The organism is Vicinamibacterales bacterium, from assembly GCA_036504215.1.
Classification (GTDB): Bacteria; Acidobacteriota; Vicinamibacteria; order Vicinamibacterales; family Fen-181; genus FEN-299.
Genome location: DASXVO010000033.1, coordinates 53,116 through 69,513 on the forward strand (window position 1 = coordinate 53,116; position 16,398 = coordinate 69,513).

Consider the following 16,398-nt stretch of genomic DNA (forward strand, 5'->3'; position numbering starts at 1 on the left):
GCGGATCCCTAGAGAGTGCCCAGTACGGCCTCGGTCTCGAGGGCCGTCTGGCGAATCGACTCGACGCCGTCGAGGAGCTCGTTGAGCTGCCCCGAGAGCTGTTGGGGTGACTGCATCGTGACGATCTGGTCGGCAATGAGCTGGAAGGAATTCTCGATTAGATCGAGCTGCCCGCGCGCCACCTCGAGGTAGCGGCGGATTTCCTGCATCTTCTCGAGGCGCTTCAGGATGATGGCCAGGTTCTTCTTCGCGAGGTCGATGGTCGGCTCGCCGTCCTTCGCGAGCTTGATGTCCCGCTCGAGCCGCGAGCGGTCGGCGTCGAGCGAGACGACGTCCACCGACTGCAGGTACGACTCGTAGCGAGCGGAGGTGACCGCCATCTCGATGAACGCCTCCACGAGCTTGTCGGTCTTCTTCAACTCGGCGCGCAGCAGATCGCCCGTCAACGACGGGTTTTGCGCGGCCAATCGCTGGATCTCGGCTTGGCGGTAGGTCAGGTCCTCGACGCGCGTTCGTTCGCGTTCGCCGAGGCCCTGCACGCGCAGGGCGCGCTCGCGGTCCTCCGCGTCCCGCCTGAGTTGCTCGAACTTCGGGTCCCAGACGAACCGCTTGAGGAGCACCGAGTCGGCATTCACCAGCCAGATCGTCTCGAGGCCGAGGGTGGCGAGCGCCAGAATCGGGTTGACGGTCAGGACTGCCGCCCCCAGTCCGCCGACGAGCAGCGACAGGTTGAACGGGTTGACGAACGCCCACTTGTGGTAGGTCGGCTTGTCGGGCACGGCTGCCGGTGCCGGGGACGCGGGAGTCGCGGACACCGCCGCCGGCCGCCGGGCAGACGAAGGAATGGGCGGCGGATTCACACGCGATGCGGACGGCTTCGGCCGGTCGGGCGTCGGCATGGGCTCATTCTATGCGGGCTCGGTCGCCGGAGCGTAGAGCATCTCGAGGAGTTTCTTCTCCACGGCCCGGAACTCGTTCGACGACTTCAGGGCGATGTCCCGCACCTGGAAGAAGGGCACGTCCACGCGGTGCAGGATGCGCGCTGGCCGCGGAGAGAGCACGTAGACGGTGTCGGCCAGGTAGACGGCCTCCGACACGTCGTGGGTCACGAACAGGATCGTGTTGTCCTCGGTCCGCGAGACGTCGAGCAGCAGCCCCTGCATCTCCCACCGCGTGTAGGGATCGAGCGCGCCGAACGGCTCATCCATCAGGACGACGCGCGGCTTGTTGATGAGCGTTCGCGCGATCGCCACGCGCTGCTTCATCCCGCCCGACAGGTCCTTCGGGTAGCGGTCGGCGAACTCCTCCAGGCCGACCGCCTTCAGGTAGTGCGTGGACTGCCCGCGACGCTCGGCGCGCGGCACGCCCTGGAGCCGCAGGCCGTACTCGACGTTCTCACGCACGGTCAGCCAGCCGAACGAGGTGTACGCCTGGAACACCATGCCGCGGTCGCGCCCAACCTCGTCGACCCTCTTGCCTTCCAGTTGCACCTCGCCCGAAGTCGGCGCCAGCAGGCCGGCCACGGCCTTCAGGATCGTGGACTTGCCGCAGCCCGAAGGCCCAAGGAACACGACAATCTCGCCGCAGCCCGGCTTGTCGTGCACGTCGAGCGAGACGTCGCGCACGGCCTCGGTGCGGCGTCCTCCCCGATCGATGTAGGTGATGCACAGCTTGTCGAGACGGAGCTTCACGGCCAATTCGCTCATGCGGCCTTCTCCCGCCAGCGGAACAAGATGCTGGCACCGGCGCGAATCAGGCCGTCGGTGGCGAGGCCGATGCCGCCAATCACCAGCAGGCCGGCAAACGACCAGGATGCCTTCTGGTGGGTCCGCGCCAACTCGACCATGTAGCCCAGGCCGTGTTCGGGATTGACCGCTTCGGCGAGGATCACGTAGGTCCACGAGATCGCGTTCATCACCCGGAACGAGTCGAAGATCTCCGGCAGCGCCGCCGGCAGCAGCACCGTTCGCACCGCCTGCCACTTCGTCGCGCCGAGCGTCAGCGCCGTCTGGACCAGTTCCTCCGGCACCGCGCGGATTGCCGTGACCACGACGGGGAGGAGGTAGACGAAGACGCCCAGGAACAGGAAGGCGACCTTCTGGGACTCGTAGATCCCGAACCAGAGGATCAGCAGTGGAATGAACGCGGAGATCGGCATGTAGCGCAGCGGCGCCATGATGGGCTCGAAGATCCGATTGACCGGCTCGAACGCGCCCATCAGGATGCCGAGCGGCAGCGCCAGCGCGGACGCCAGCGCGAATGCGACCAGGATGCGCCTGGTCGACACCCAGATCGCCTGCCCGAGGTCGTACTGCAGGAACAGTTGCAGCGTCCCGCGCACGACCTCGCTCGGCGAGGGTAGGAAGTCAGCCGGGGCCAGTTGGCCGTACGAGATGACGCACCAGGCTCCGAGCACCAGGGTCGGTGCCACGAAGCCCAGGACGACCGCCAGCGGCCGCGGCAACGGTGCGCGGAGGGAGAACAAGTCGGAACGCTTCATCAGGACTCAGCATCCAGGAGCCAGGAGCCAGGAGTCAGGAGGCGCCCCTCCATCCCGACTCCTGAATCCTGCGTTCTTCGTGATCACTGCGAGGCCAGCACCACCTTGATGTCGGTGCGGCGGTTCAACTGGCGTCCGGTCTCGGTCGCGTTCGGAGCCACCGGGTTCGCCGAGCCGTGGCCGATCGTCTGGAAGCGGGTCGCCTGGATGTTCGGGAAATTCTTGAGCACGTAGTTCTTCACCGCCAACGCCCGCCGCTCGGACAGCGTCATGTTGGCCGTCGGCGACCCGGTCGAGTCGGTGTTCCCTTCGACTCGCAGGTACGTATTCCCGAACGACGTCATCGTCTCGCCCAGCGCGTCGAGTACGAAGTACGACCCCGCCATGATCTCGTCCGATCCCGGCGTGAAGTGGACCTGGATCTCCTTGTTGATGATCGCGCGGTCCTGCGGTGACGCCGGCTTGGCGGCCAGTTTCGGCTCCTCGACCTTCTGGCCGGGATACATCACGGCCAGTGACGAGATGAACCTCGTGTCTGCCCAGTCCCTGCCGGATACCGGCCGCGTCACCAGGCCCTTCTTCCGCCAGATCACGAAGGCCGTGTCGAACAGCGTGTCGTAGTGGGCCTTGCCGCCCGTGAGGCCGTAGAATTGCGCGTTGTCCGCGTACGGCGTCAGCTTGAGACCCGACAACATGCCGGAGACCGTGTCGTTGTCGAGCTTCAGCGCGCGGCCGACGAGCGCGTACGACGAGGCGGGGTCGCGCTTGATCGCCTCGATGCCCTCGAACCATCCCTGGACGAAATCACGCACCGTCCCCGGCGCCTGGTCGATGAGCTGCTGGCGTGCGACCAGCGTGTCGGCGATGATGTTGGTTGCCGCGGTCGTCGACACGAGGACATGCGCCTCGTCGCCACGAGCCGTCACTGCCGCCGACAGATCCGGCTCCCACGTCACCGCCGCGTCCACCTGCCGGGCCTTGAACATCGCGGCTGCGGCCGGCGCGTCCTGCGTGAAGATGATGTTCTTCTCCACGACGTTGCGGTCCTCGGACGACAGGCCGGACTGCGCCAGCAGGTACAGCAGCAGGAAGTGCGACGGCGTGAACTGCGTGCACGCCACCTTCCGCCCCTTCAGATCCTCGATCGATTTCAGGGTCGCGAGCGAGACGATGCCGTCACCGCCGCGCGACCAGTCCTGCATGATGACCGACTTGGCCTTCTGCCCCTGCTCCTCGAGAATCGACGCCTCGCGGGCCCAGTTGTCCACCGTATCCCACATGATGTCGATGTCGCCCTTGCGGAACGCCGCCAGCTTGGCGGCCGGGTCCTCGAGCAGCACGAACTTCACGTCGAGACCGAACTTCTTCTTGTAGGCAGACGCCGGATTGGGGTCCATGCCGCCGTTGAACACGATGCCCGGCGAATGGCCGGCCCACGTGTTGATGCCGACAACCAGCGGACGCGACAGCTTTCCGCCAGTTGCCAGGCTCGTCGCGGTGACGCCCGTCGATCCGATGCCCCGTTCGGGATCGGCCGGTGCGTTCTTGAGCGCGTCGAAGTCGCTCGCCGCCGTCTTGTCCGCCTGCGTGGCCGCCGGTTTGTCGCCCACGGCCCATTGCTTCACGTCGGCACCCTTGTAGTGCCAGAACGCGTACCCGACGACCGCCACCACCACCACCGTGACGAACAACTTCGCAAAAGGCGTGAGTTTCATGGCTCGCTCCTTGTTCCTGGCTCCTGCCTAGAGCGTCTTCTGCCCTGCGGCTGCCTGCGCGGCGGCGCGCTTCGCCTTCATCTCGGCGAGTTGCTGCTTGGCCTGCGCCTCGCCGACCTGAGATCGGACGGCCGCCAGCTTCGAATCGAGCGTGGACTCGGACAGTTCCTTGCCCAGGTTGGCTTCGGCAATGGTGTTCTTGATGTGCTGACGCACGTTGTCGAGCGCCTTGACCTCGGCATCGACCGACAGACCGTCGAGCTGCTCCTGAATCTTGATGCGCGCCTGCGCCGACTGCATCTTGGCGAGCATCGACTCGCGTTCGGCCTGGAGCTTCCGGATCTCGGCCTGGACGCTGACGAGCGACGACTTCGCGCCGTCCGCATCCCGCTGCGCGGTGTCCATCTCCGCCCGCAGGTCGGCAACCTCGGTGGCGAGCTGGTTCTTCTTCTGGAGCAGGATCAGCGCCACATCGTCCTGGTTCGTGTCCATCGCGACGCCAAGTTCGGCGTCGGTCTGCGTCAGTTCCTTGGTGGCCTTCTGGTAGCGCTCGCTCGTATCCTCGCGGCGACGGATGATCGCGGCGGTGGCCGCCTTCAGCCTCGAGTACTTCTCGACCATCGAGTTGATCGCGTTCTCGTAGGCGATCTCCGGATGTTCCTTCTCCACGTCGGAAATCCAGATTGAGAGAAACCCCTTCCAGAGGTTTCCGAGACGCGCAAAGAATCCTGCTCCTGCCACGTCAACCCCCTTGATTGGACGGACACATCGGCGATCAGTAGGTACTACGAAGGCCCGCCGCGGGAGTTCCGAGGCGGACAGCATCCTGCTACGGCGTCTAGGCGGACCCCGGCGACGACGGATCGTGGAGGCGCGGGGAGGCCTGCACCACGCGCGCCACCGCCTCCTGGCCGAAGAACTCCAGAACCCGCTGGATGTCCAGCTTCCTGGCATTGCAGGCGACCGTGACGCCCTGCTGCTGGGTGACCTGCTCCTCCATCCGCGTCTTCAGCTTCTTGATTTCGTCCTCGAATTGCGCGATGCGGTGGTTCGACTCCTCGAGCACGCGCTCGGTGTCGCCGGCATTCTTGCGAATGTAGCCTTCGAGCGCCTGGATCTCGGCAACGCCAGCTTCGATGATGTTGTCGATCGGCACACCGAACGCCTTGAGGGAGGCCTCGACGATCTGTTTCTTGACCGGCACGGGTGTCTCGGCCGGCAGACTGCCAAGCAAGTCCCGGGCCTTGCCGACACGCTCCCGCTCGACCGCGTCGATGCCGGCGGCATCGAACACCTCGTCGAACGCCACGTCACCGCCCTTCGGCGCGGGCGGCTCGTTCTTGAAGAACACTGGCGCCGGCTGTTCGGCGGCTGCGGACGCTATTACGGAGGCGTCGGCGTCAGCGGCGCCCGAGGAGGCCGCCGCCGTGGTCTCGGCCGGCTCGCCGTCCTGCACGATGAACCAGCCGAGGACGGTGGAGCCCCAGTTCTTCTTGTCGGTCATGGGTGAACCTCGCGGCGCGTGCTCAGCGGGAATCGAACCGCCGAATGATAGCACCCCTGGCCCCGGGGCGCTTGTCCGGCGGCGCAGCAACCTTGGGCGGCCATTCAACACGGAGTGCACCGCGACTCCTCTCCGCCGTCCCGCCTACTTGATGTACTGCCCGTACCACGCCAGGATCCGGTTCAGACGGTCCAGCAAGTGCTTCTCCTCACGCAGTCCGTGCCCTTCGCGTGGGTAGACGACGAAGTCGGCGGCGACGCCGTATCGTTTGAGACCCCGATAGAGCTGCTGGCTCTGGCCAATCGGGTCGGTGGTATCGGCCTCCCCTTGAAGAATCAGGCTCGGCGTCCTGGCGTTCTTGATGTAGGTAATCGGCGAGCACTTGATGAAGCCTTCGAGCTTCTCGTACGGCGTCCCGAAGAACCACTCGTCGTACGCCGATCCGTTCTCGGTTCCAAACTCGCTGGCGAGGTCCGACAGTCCCGCACCGATGACCGCCGCCTGGAACCGCGCCGTCTGCGTGATCGCCCATGCCGACATGTAGCCACCGTACGACCAGCCGCCGATGCCGAGGCGCTTCGGGTCGGCGATGCCGCGGGCGATGAGATCGTCCACGCCGGCCATCAGGTCCTTGAAATCGCCGCCGCCCCAGTCGGCGCGGTTCGATTCGACGAAGCGATGACCGTAGCCGACCGAGCCCCGAATGTTCGGGTAGAACACGGCGTAGCCGCGCGCCGCGAGCAACTGTCCCCAGGGCTCGAAGGCGTTGCTCCAGCGGCCGGTCGGACCGCCGTGGATTAGCACGATGAGCGGGAGTTTCACGCCGGCGCCGACGTTGGCCGGCTTCAGGAGGGCGGCTTCGATGTCGAGGCCGTCGAAGCTCCGGTAGCGGTAGAACTCCGGCTCGAGCGGAGCCGGCCGATTCCAGTCGGTGTTCACGCTGGTCAGCACCTCTGGCCGGGCCGTCCCCCTGGCGTGCCAGATTTCGGGCGCATCGACAGCCGTCTCGCCGACGAACCAGATGTCGTCGTCGCGAGCCGCGAAGGCCCCCCGGTTCATCTCGACCGCCGGGGCGGAGGTGACATGGCCCTGTCGATCGACGACGGCGTAACGCGTGCGGAAACCATCGGCGAACAGTACGTTCAGGGATCCGTCCTTCCGCCAGGCGTACCCCATCACCGGCCTGTCGACCGAAAGGGTGACATTCCGGGGCGCCGACACGCCGGCCTCGAGCACATACAGGTCGTGCGCATCAGGACCATCGACGCGCGCACCGACCCACGCGAGCGTCTTCCCGTCTGGAGACAGGCGGACCTGCGCGACGGGCCCCTTCGGCGCGGCCAGCGGCGTCAGCGCGCCGCCGGCGGCAGGGATGGAGAGGATCCGATCGGTGTTCTGGTCCACCTCGGGACGATCGGTCGCCACGACGATCAGTCGCTCGCCGTCCGGAGCCCAGCGCGCATCGCCGATCGCCCACGCCCCGGAGGTCAACTGCGTGACCGCGCGGGACTCCCGCACGATGACCCACAACCGTGCGCGTTTCTCGTCCTTGTCGACGACGCGTGCATCGTCTTTGTCCTTCTCGCGCTTCTCCTCGGCATCGGTGCGGGGTTCCTGCGCGAGGAAGGCCAGTCGCTGGCCGTCTGGAGCCCAATCGAACGCCTGGACACTGTTCTTCCCGCCGGTGAGCTTCGTCGCTTCGCCGCCATCGGCTGGCAGGAGGTGGATCTGCGTGCCACCCTCCCGGTCGGACAGGAAGGCGATCGTCTTCCCGTCGGGCGACCATCGAGGAGAACTGGCGCCTTTCGGCGAGTACGTCATCCGTCGAAGCTGGCGCGACGCCAGTCCGAGCATCCAGATGTCCCGCGGCCGGGTATTGCCCTTTGGCGGTTCGGTCACGACGAACACCAGGCGGGAGAGGTCGGGTGAGAGTTGCAGGTCGGAAATCTGCCGCCCGCCGAGGGTCTGCTCGGGTGTGAGCGGAACCGCTGCGACGGCCGGCGTCTGCAGGGCAGCCACCAAGGAAAGCACGAGAAGGACGGACATCGACACCCCCAATGACCTAGAAGACCTCCCGATCGTCGAGCACCATGTCGGCCCGGAACCACCACCGCGGCTGGTAGCCGACGTACACCGGCACTTCCGTCAGCGCGCCCTCGATGCCGCACGCGATCGTGAACGCTTCCTTCCACGACGCCTTGCGGTCGCGCAGTTCGAACTCGGATTGCAGCAAACGCGGATAGGTTCGCGCGCCGAACGTGGCGCTCGTCAGCACCTCGGAGGACGCGCGCGTCAAATCGTACTGCTTGCCGTAGTAGGCATAGGGCACGCTCTTGCGGCCCGGCGCGCGGCGGTCGCGCTTGTAACTCTCGACTGCGTCGTGCAGCAGTTCTGCCAGGCCGATCAGGAAACCGGGACGCCCGCCAGCCGGCACGGCAGTCGTCTTGTGGCGCGGCGGGCCAGGGGATTTCACGAGCGCGTCGTAGAGCGCGTCGAGCTCGCGGTACGAGTAATCGCGCGTCACCTGGGTCATCGTGACAGTCGCCACCGACTCGGTCGCGGTGTTTCTCGACTGGATCATCTTGAAGACCACGCCCCCCTTCGCCTCGTTCGACACGTGCGACTTCGCCTCGTCCAGGGAATCCTCGTCGCTCTTCTTCATGATCCCGAGGATCGCCGTCTCGCCGCCCTTCGTCTCCTCCAGGATGAATCCCCAGCGGTTGACCTGGCGCGGCGCGCGCGCCGGGTCCGAACCGATGAGCAGGTCGTAGCCGACCGCCCCGTCCTCGCCCCGTCGCCACCTCATCCTGGCGCCGCCCACGTTGTCCTTGCCAATCCAGAAGAGCAGCAGCGGGCGGATCTTGGCCGACATCCGGTAGCGGTGCTCGGTCACGACCGGCACGAAACCCTGCAACGGGACGACGGGGAGCTGTCCGACCGCGTCGAACTCGCCGGCCGCGCCGGGGCTGTGGCCGACCACTGGAGTGGCGGCGCCGATCAGCAGACCGACGACCACGGCGGTTCCAAGACCGACGATGGGCGCAACATGTCGATGGGGTGACATCGCTTGGATTATACCCGTCACTTGCGCGCCAGCAGCCGGGTGGGCTACCCTTCGACACGGTTGTGTTGCCCCGGTCGCTCCGCATCAGGAGTCTCTGGAAGAAGCGAGACACCGAAAGACACGTGACATCCGCGCGCTTTCGCCGCATCGGGCGCCTGTTTGCCGTGCTGCTGCTCGCATGGACAGCAGCCGACATCTGCGATTTCGGTCTCTGCCGGCACGACCGCGAGCCGATTGCGCCGGCCGTCCCCGCGGGGCCGCACGGCGCCCGCACGGTCACGGCCTGGGCACCGGACACCGGCGCACCGTCTGACGCGGCGGACCTTGGTGAAGACTGCTTCTGCTGTTCGCCGTACGTCGATGTCCAGACGCGCGTCGCGATCACGGTCACCTACTCGTTCGCGTGGAAAGTCGCCTTCGACCTCGCGGCGCGGCCAGACGTGGCCGCGTCACGTCTCTATCACCCGCCGCTCGCCTAGACTCACCGAGCACACACGCCCCCGCTCCGGCCCGCCGGCCGATTGGCCGCGCTGAATCTTCGGCATCCTGCCCCCAGGTAGTCCGTACAGTCATGCGCACACTGACCGTTCCCTGTATCTGCCTGATCGCATACGTGTCGTTCTCCGGCACCGCACGGGCCCAGGCCGGCGATATCCCGTCGCGGCTCTCGCTGGCTGACGCGCTTGCCCTCGCCGAGCAACGCAACCCGGCCCTGGCATCGGCCCGCCAGCAGGCGGCCATCGCCGACGCCGGAGCGATTGCGGCTCGACAATGGCTGAACCCGGTCTTCAACCTGGCCGGAGCGAAGTACCGCCCTGGTGAGCCTACGGGCACGAGTTTCCTGAACCAGCAGGAGCTCAGCGTCCAGATCGAGCAGCAGTTGGAAACCGCTGGACGCCGCCGGTGGCGGTCGGCCGTGGCCGCTGCGGCACAGGGCGCAAGCCGATCGGGCATTGAGGATCAGCGCCGACAACTGCGCCTCGAGGTACAGCGCGCCTACTTCCAGCTGGTGCTGGCCCGCCTCGATGCCGACGCGGCCGCGACCTCGCTCGCCGACATCGACAAGGTGATCGCGCTCAACCGCTCGCGCTACCAGCAGGGCGAGATTTCCGGCGGTGAACTGCGGCGGCTGGAGGTCGAACGCCTGAAGTTCACCGACGACGTGCTGGCGGCGGAACTGGAGAGCCGACACGCCAGGAGCGCGGTGCTGGCGCTCCTCGGGGCTCGCCGGCTGGATCTGCCGATCGAGCCGAGCGACGGCCTGGTTGCCAGCGACGGCACGGCGGCCGGCCTGCCGGCCGGGAGCGGCACGTCTCTCGATGTCGAGGCGATTGCCGCCCAGGCCCTGTCGGGCCGCCCCGACCTCGTCAGCGCCCGCCAGGATCAGTCGCGCAGCCGGGCTGAACTCGGGCTGCAGCGCGCCATCCGGACGCCCAACGTGTCAGTGGGCGCCGGCCTGCTCCGAGACTTCGGTGTGAACGGGCTGATGTGGAACGTCACTGTCCCGCTTACGCTGTTCGACCGCAACCTGGCCGGCATCACGCGCGCCGAGGCCGAGGCACGCCTTGCCGACAGCCGAGTGCGCGAGCGGGAGCTGGCGGTCTCGCTCGACGTGCAGCAGGCAGTCGATCTCGTCGAGATCAGCCGCCGGCGCGTCGAATACCTCGAGCGCGAGTATGTGAAGAAGGCCCGCGAAGCGCGCGACGCGGTGCTCGCCGCCTACCGATCCGGCGAAACCCCCCTGCTCGATTTCCTCGACGCCCAGCGCGTCTATCGCGACGTGCTCCGCGCCTACAACCGAGCGCTGTTCGATCATCGACTCAGCCTCATCCAACTCGAAGCCGCCGTCGGGACCGCTCCCGGAGGACCGCATTCATGATCCGCCGCTTCTCGTTGCTCCTGTTTCTGCTCTTGGTGGCCGGCTGCGGGCCTGGTGCCGCGCCTCCGGCCGAGCGCACCGCGACGCCACCGGCTGAAGCCGCGCGGCGCGGCGCACCGCGCGAGCTGCGCGTGGCCGGCGACCTGCAGAAGAAATGGGGGCTCGTCACAGGACCTGTCGCGCGGCTCTCGGTATCGGGCGCGCTGACGCTTCCTGGCGTGATCGCGCTCAACCAGCAGCGCACCGCGCAGATTTCGTCGGTCCTCGAGGGCAAGGTGACGTCGATCGGTGCCGATCTCGGGGATCGCGTGCAGAAGAACCAGGTGATGCTGGTGCTGCACTCGCCCGCCTTCGCCCAGGCGCAGACGGCCTTCCTGCAGGCCGCAGCCCGGCGGACGGTGGCACGGCGCGAGCTCGACCGCGCCAGGGAACTTCTGAAGGACGAGGCGATCCAACAGAAGGAATTCCTGCGGCGGCAGGCGGAGTACGAGGCAACCGTCACCGAGTACGGCCTCGCCGAGTCCCAGTTGCACTCGTTCGGGTGGGATCACCCGCAGCTCGACGGACTGTTGCAGCGCGCCGCGCGCGTCACGGGCGATCTCTCCGATCTCGTCGAACCTCTGCTGAAGATCCGCGCGCCGATCGACGGCCGCGTCATCGTCCGTGACGTCGTCGTCGGCGAACACGTGCACCCGGACAAGCTCCTGTTCACGGTGTCGGAACTGTCCACGCTCTGGGCGGTGCTCGATGCCCGCGAGAAGGATCTCCCGGCCTTGGTCGCGGGCGCGCACGTATCGATCGCCACGGAGGTCTACCCGGACCGCCGATTCGAGGGCCGGGTATCGCGGATCGGCGATGTCGTGGACGAGAAACTGCGGACCATCAAGGTGAGGGTAGAGGTGCCGAACCCGGGTGTGTTGCTGAAGCCGAACATGTTCGTGCAGGCCACGCTCGACGGGCGCCGCGGCACGCGCGAGGTGCTCGGGGTGCCCGAAGACGCGATCCAGACCGTGGAGGGCGAGCCCACGGTGTTCGTCGTGTCGCCCGATCGCGGGTTCGCCATGAGACCGGTGGCCCTGGGCGATCGCGTCGGCGCCCAGCGCGTGATCGCCCGAGGCCTCGACGGCACGGAAACCATCGTCATCACCGGCGCGTTCAACCTGAAGGCCGAACTCCTGAAGAGTTCCTTCGCCGGCGAATGATCCCGGGGCGCGGAGCCCGGAATCCGGTGCCGACAGTCTCGAGCCGAAAGCCCAGAGCCTTCCTATGCTCGAACGTCTGATGCTCTTCTCGCTGCGAAACCGGCTTCTCGTCGGTCTCGCGCTCGTCCTCGTCGTCGCGGTCGGATCGTGGGCCGTCGCGACCATTCCGATCGACGCATTCCCGGACGTCACCAACATCCAGGTGGAGGTCGTCAGCACCGCGCCAGGCCTGTCGCCGCTCGAGATCGAACGCGCGATCACCTACCCAATCGAGTCGGCGATGCGCGGCCTGCCCGGGCTCGTCACGATGCGCTCGGTGACCAAGTACGGCATCTCCGTCGTCACGCTCGTGTTCCGCGATGACGTCAACATCTACTTCGCACGACAGCAGGTGTTCGAGCGGTTGGGCGAGATCAGCCGAAAAGTGCCCGAAGGCGTCGAGACAACGATGGGGCCGATCGCGACGGCCATGGGCGAGATCTATCAGTACACGCTCGAGCAGTCCAAACCGGGTGACACCGGCCCGGCCGTCCCTGGGAGCGAGGCTGCCGCAGGCGAAACCGTCCGCCTGACGAAGCTGCGGACACTGCAGGATTGGGTTGTGGCGCCGTTGCTCAAGGGCGTGACGGGCGTGACGGAGGTGAACTCGTTCGGCGGCTACATCCAGCAGTTCGAGGTGCTGGTCAATCCCGATCGTCTGCTGAAGTACGACCTCTCGGTCGAGACCGTGCGCGCCGCGATCCAGAGAAACAACGCCAATGTGGGCGGCAGCGTCGTCACCCGCGGATCGGAGGAGTACATCATCCGCGGCGTCGGGATGATCCGGTCCGAGGCCGACATTCGGTCGATCGTCCTGCGATCGCAGGGCGGCAGCGGCGTATTCGTCGGCGACGTGGCCGACGTTCGCATCGGCCATGCCGTGCGTCAGGGCGCCTCCCTCAAGGACGGGCGGGGCGAGGCCGTGGGCGGAATCGTGCTGATGCTGCGCGGTGAGAACAGCCGCAACGTGGTGGCCGCGGTCGAGGCGAAGGTCCAGGAGATCAACGGGAGCCACGTCCTGCCCGAGGGGACGAGGCTCGTCCCGTTCTACCGGCGGTCGCCGATTGTCGAGGCCAGCACGAGAACCGTCCTGAAGGCGCTCTTCGAAGGGTCGATTCTGGTCATCGCGGTCCTGGTGCTGTTGCTCCGCAGCGTGCGTGGCGCATTCGTCGTCATCCTCGCGCTGCCGCTGTCGATCCTGCTCACGTTCACCGTTCTGCGCGTCGCCGGCATCAACGCCAACCTGATGTCGCTCGGCGGCCTGGCGATTTCGATCGGGATGATCATCGACGCCACGATCATCCAGGTGGAGAACGTGCAGCGCCGGCTCGGCCGGAATGGATCGGCCGGCGGGCGGAATGGACGGCTGACCACGGTGCTGGCCGCCGCGATGGAGGTACGGAAGCCGAGCATCCTCGGCGAACTCATCATCGCGCTGACCTTCGTACCGATCATCACGCTCGAGGGCCTCGAGGGAAAGATGTTCTCCCCGCTGGCCTTCACGGTCGCGCTCGCGCTGCTCGCCTCGCTTCTCCTGTCCATCTTCATCATTCCGGTGCTGTGCCTCGTCGTGCTCCGCGCGGAGACGAAGGAGAGCCCGGTGCTGCACGCGATCCAGCGTGTCTACCTGCCGACGCTGCACTGGACGATCGGGCACCGTGCGGCGGTGATGGCGATCGGCGGCGCGATGGTCGTCGGTGCGCTCGCGCTCGTGCCGCGGCTCGGCACCGAGTTCCTGCCGATCATGGACGAAGGCGCGTTCGACATGGACGTGCAGATGCTGCCGGGTGTCTCCCTCGAGAAGGCACTCGAGACGACCATGGAGCTCGAACGCCGGCTGATGCGGTTTCCCGAGATGGACACCGTCGTCTCGCGAACCGGCCAGACCGGCGTGGCCATCGAGGCCCGCGGAGTGGACAAGACCGGCTTTGTCGGCGCGCTCAAACCACGCGCCGAGTGGCGGACCGCGCGGTCGCGGGAGGAACTTGCGGACAAGATGCGCGGTGCGCTGGCCGACATCCCGGGCATGGTCATCAGCTTCAGCCAGCCGATCCAATGCCGCATCGACGAACTCGTGGCCGGCACCCGCGCCCAGGTGATCGTGAAGCTGTTCGGCAACGACCTGACCGTACTCAAGCGGAAGGCCGGCGACATCGCTCGAGTGCTCGGGCAGGTTCGGGGAGCGACGGATCTCAGCGAGGAGAGGGTGGCCGGCCAGCCGTACCTGACCGTGTCGGTCGACCGCGAACGGATGGCGCGGTACGGCGTCAACGCCGCGGACGTGCTTGGATTGATCGAGACCGCCATCGGCGGCAAGCCCGTATCGCAGGTGTACCTCGAGAATCAGGTCTGCGACATCGCGATCAGGTTTCCTGAGGAGCAGCGACGGTCGGTCGAGGGTCTCTCGAGTCTCCTCATCGACGCCCCTGGCGGCGCGCGCCTGCCGTTGAGTCAACTGGCCAAGGTCGAGATCCAGGAAGGCCCGGCCCAGATCTCCCGCGAGAACGGCCAGCGGCGAATTGGCGTCGAGGTCAATGTGACGGGCCGGGATATCGGCAGCTTCGTGGCAGAGGCCCAGAAACGATTGAAGGCGCACGTGGCGCTGCCGGCTGGCTATTACCTGACGTGGGGCGGCCAATTCGAGAACCAGCAGCAGGCGATGCGCCGGCTGGGGATCATCGCGCCTGCGGTCGCGGCGCTGATCTTCGTCCTGCTGCTCGTCACCTTTGGCAGCGTGCGGTCGGCTTTCCTGGTGATCTTCAACCTGCCGTTCGCGCTGGCGGGCGGGGTGTTCGCGCTGTGGCTGTCGGGGCTCTATCTCTCCGTTCCGGCCTCGGTGGGGTTCATCGTGCTGTTCGGCGTGGCCGTCCTCAACGGCGTCGTGCTGATCTCGTCGATCGCCCAGTTCCGGGCCGATGGGGTCCCCCTGGGCCAGGCGGTGCTGGCGGGGTGCGAGTCGCGGCTGCGGCCCGTACTCATGACCGCGGCGATTGCCGTCTTCAGCCTGCTGCCGATGGTGTTCGCGACCGGGCCCGGTGCCGAGGTCCAGCGCCCGCTCGCGGTTGTCGTGGTGGGCGGACTGATCACGTCCACGCTGCTGACGCTGCTCGTGCTGCCGGCGGTGTACGGGTGGGTCGAGCGAAACGACGGGTGAATCGGGAAAGATGAAGAGGTGACACTCTCCATGTCACCTCTTCCACGCCTTCCCGGATCGCGGGTGATCAGGCGCGCGGCGCCTCGATCCCGGGGCACGGGAAGCCGGCGCAGAAGTCCCGGACCTCGGTCGCCACGCGGTCGAGTTCGGCCTCGTTGGCGACGTTCTCCGCGACACGGTTGAACCATGCCGCGATCTTCGCCATGTCCGGGTCCTTCATCCCGCGCGAGGTTACCGACGGCGTGCCGAGGCGGAGGCCGCTGGGGTCGAACGGCTTGCGCGGATCCCCAGGTACGGTGTTGTAGTTGCACTCGAGGCCGGCTCGGTCGAGGGCTCGCGCGTAAGCCTTGCCGGTCATGCCGCGTGGTGTGACGTCCATCAGAATCAGGTGGTTGTCCGTGCCGCCAGAGATCAGCTTGAAGCCGTACCCGGCAAGCCCCTCGGCGAGCGCCCGCGCGTTGTTCACGATCTGATGCGCGTAGGCCTTGAACGCGTCCGTCGAGGCTTCCTTCAATGCCACGGCAATCCCCGCCGTCGTGTGATTGTGCGGGCCGCCCTGCAGGCCGGGGAAGACGGCCTTGTCGATCGCCTTGGCCATCTCCTGCGTGCACAGCAGCATGGCACCGCGCGGACCGCGCAGCGACTTGTGCGTCGTCGTCGAGACGACGTGGGCGTGCGGGACGGGCGTGGGGTGAGCCCCGCCAGCCACGAGTCCGGCGATGTGGGCCATGTCCACGAGCAGGTGCGCCCCGACCTCGTCGGCGATCGCGCGCATTGCAGCGAAGTCGATGATCCGGGGATACGCGGTCGCGCCGGCGATGATCAGTTTGGGCCGTTCCTTCACCGCCAACTCGCGCACCTGGTCGTACTCGATGAGGCCGGTCTCGATGTTGACGCCGTACTGCACGCTGCGGAAGAACGCGCCGGTGATCGACACGTTCCACCCGTGCGTCAGGTGGCCGCCGTGAGGCAGCGCCATGCCCATGACGGTGTCGCCCGGCTTGAGCAGCGCGAAATAGACCGCGAGGTTCGCGGGCGAACCGGAGTACGGCTGGACGTTCGCGTGATCCGCCGCGAAGAGCGCCTTCGCCCTCTGGATTGCCAACTGCTCGAGGGGATCGACAAACTGCTGGCCCTCGTAGTAACGCTTGCCGGCGTAGCCTTCCGAATACTTGTTGGTGAAGATGCTGCCCGTCGCATCGAGCACCGCGCGGGACGCATAGTTCTCGGACGGAATCAGGCGGATCTTGTCGAACTCGCGGCGCTCTTCGGCCGCGACGAGCGCCGCCACTTCCGGGTCGGCCTGGGCCAGATGCGGATCGATCATAAACGCTCCAGGAA

13 protein-coding genes are annotated in these 16,398 nt (G+C 66.9%); 4 read left to right on the forward strand and 9 right to left on the reverse strand.

Features of this window, described 5'->3' with window-relative positions; all coding sequences use genetic code 11:
• Window positions 1-8 precede the first annotated feature (8 nt).
• The 8 genes from VGK32_08245 to VGK32_08280 form a co-directional block, all read right to left on the reverse strand.
• Window positions 9-899, reverse strand: coding sequence for a hypothetical protein (locus VGK32_08245; protein HEY3381744.1), 891 nt, complete (start codon window positions 897-899; stop codon window positions 9-11).
• Window positions 900-908: 9 nt separating this feature from the next.
• Window positions 909-1,706: an ABC transporter ATP-binding protein gene (locus VGK32_08250; GenBank protein ID HEY3381745.1), complete on the reverse strand. Its 798-nt coding sequence runs from the start codon at window positions 1,704-1,706 to the stop codon at window positions 909-911.
• The gene (locus VGK32_08255) at window positions 1,703-2,500 is read right to left on the reverse strand and encodes an ABC transporter permease (protein ID HEY3381746.1); all 798 of its coding nucleotides are present in this window, start codon (window positions 2,498-2,500) and stop codon (window positions 1,703-1,705) included. The genes VGK32_08250 and VGK32_08255 overlap by 4 nt, the downstream gene beginning before the upstream one ends.
• A gap of 83 nt (window positions 2,501-2,583) precedes the next feature.
• Window positions 2,584-4,215, reverse strand: a complete 1,632-nt coding sequence (locus tag VGK32_08260) for a phosphate ABC transporter substrate-binding/OmpA family protein (GenBank protein ID HEY3381747.1) — start codon at window positions 4,213-4,215, stop codon at window positions 2,584-2,586.
• Window positions 4,216-4,242: 27 nt separating this feature from the next.
• A complete protein-coding gene (locus VGK32_08265) occupies window positions 4,243-4,956 on the reverse strand; it encodes a PspA/IM30 family protein (protein ID HEY3381748.1) in 714 nt (237 codons plus the stop codon).
• A gap of 97 nt (window positions 4,957-5,053) precedes the next feature.
• Window positions 5,054-5,719 carry a hypothetical protein gene (locus tag VGK32_08270; GenBank protein HEY3381749.1) on the reverse strand — a complete coding sequence of 222 codons (666 nt, stop codon included), beginning with the start codon at window positions 5,717-5,719 and terminating at the stop codon, window positions 5,054-5,056.
• Between the two features lie 144 nt (window positions 5,720-5,863).
• Window positions 5,864-7,765 (reverse strand): S9 family peptidase, encoded by a 1,902-nt coding sequence (locus VGK32_08275; GenBank protein HEY3381750.1) that lies wholly within the window; start codon window positions 7,763-7,765, stop codon window positions 5,864-5,866.
• Window positions 7,766-7,781: 16 nt separating this feature from the next.
• Window positions 7,782-8,783 (reverse strand): hypothetical protein, encoded by a 1,002-nt coding sequence (locus VGK32_08280; protein ID HEY3381751.1) that lies wholly within the window; start codon window positions 8,781-8,783, stop codon window positions 7,782-7,784.
• Window positions 8,784-8,905: 122 nt separating this feature from the next.
• Here VGK32_08280 and VGK32_08285 point away from each other — a divergent pair, with 122 nt between their 5' ends.
• The 4 genes from VGK32_08285 to VGK32_08300 all read left to right on the forward strand — a co-directional run bounded on the left by VGK32_08285 (window position 8,906) and on the right by VGK32_08300 (window position 15,057).
• Window positions 8,906-9,262 carry a hypothetical protein gene (locus VGK32_08285; GenBank protein HEY3381752.1) on the forward strand — a complete coding sequence of 119 codons (357 nt, stop codon included), beginning with the start codon at window positions 8,906-8,908 and terminating at the stop codon, window positions 9,260-9,262.
• A gap of 92 nt (window positions 9,263-9,354) precedes the next feature.
• Window positions 9,355-10,662, forward strand: a complete 1,308-nt coding sequence (locus VGK32_08290; protein ID HEY3381753.1) for a TolC family protein — start codon at window positions 9,355-9,357, stop codon at window positions 10,660-10,662.
• On the forward strand, window positions 10,659-11,864 hold the full coding sequence (locus VGK32_08295; protein HEY3381754.1) for an efflux RND transporter periplasmic adaptor subunit: 1,206 nt from the start codon (window positions 10,659-10,661) through the stop codon (window positions 11,862-11,864). The genes VGK32_08290 and VGK32_08295 overlap by 4 nt, the downstream gene beginning before the upstream one ends.
• A gap of 64 nt (window positions 11,865-11,928) precedes the next feature.
• Window positions 11,929-15,057 carry a CusA/CzcA family heavy metal efflux RND transporter gene (locus tag VGK32_08300; GenBank protein ID HEY3381755.1) on the forward strand — a complete coding sequence of 1,043 codons (3,129 nt, stop codon included), beginning with the start codon at window positions 11,929-11,931 and terminating at the stop codon, window positions 15,055-15,057.
• A 67-nt stretch (window positions 15,058-15,124) separates the two neighbouring features.
• Here the strand turns inward: VGK32_08300 and glyA are convergent, their stop codons facing one another.
• A complete protein-coding gene (gene glyA / locus VGK32_08305) occupies window positions 15,125-16,384 on the reverse strand; it encodes a serine hydroxymethyltransferase (protein ID HEY3381756.1) in 1,260 nt (419 codons plus the stop codon).
• Between the last annotated feature and the right edge of the window lie 14 nt (window positions 16,385-16,398).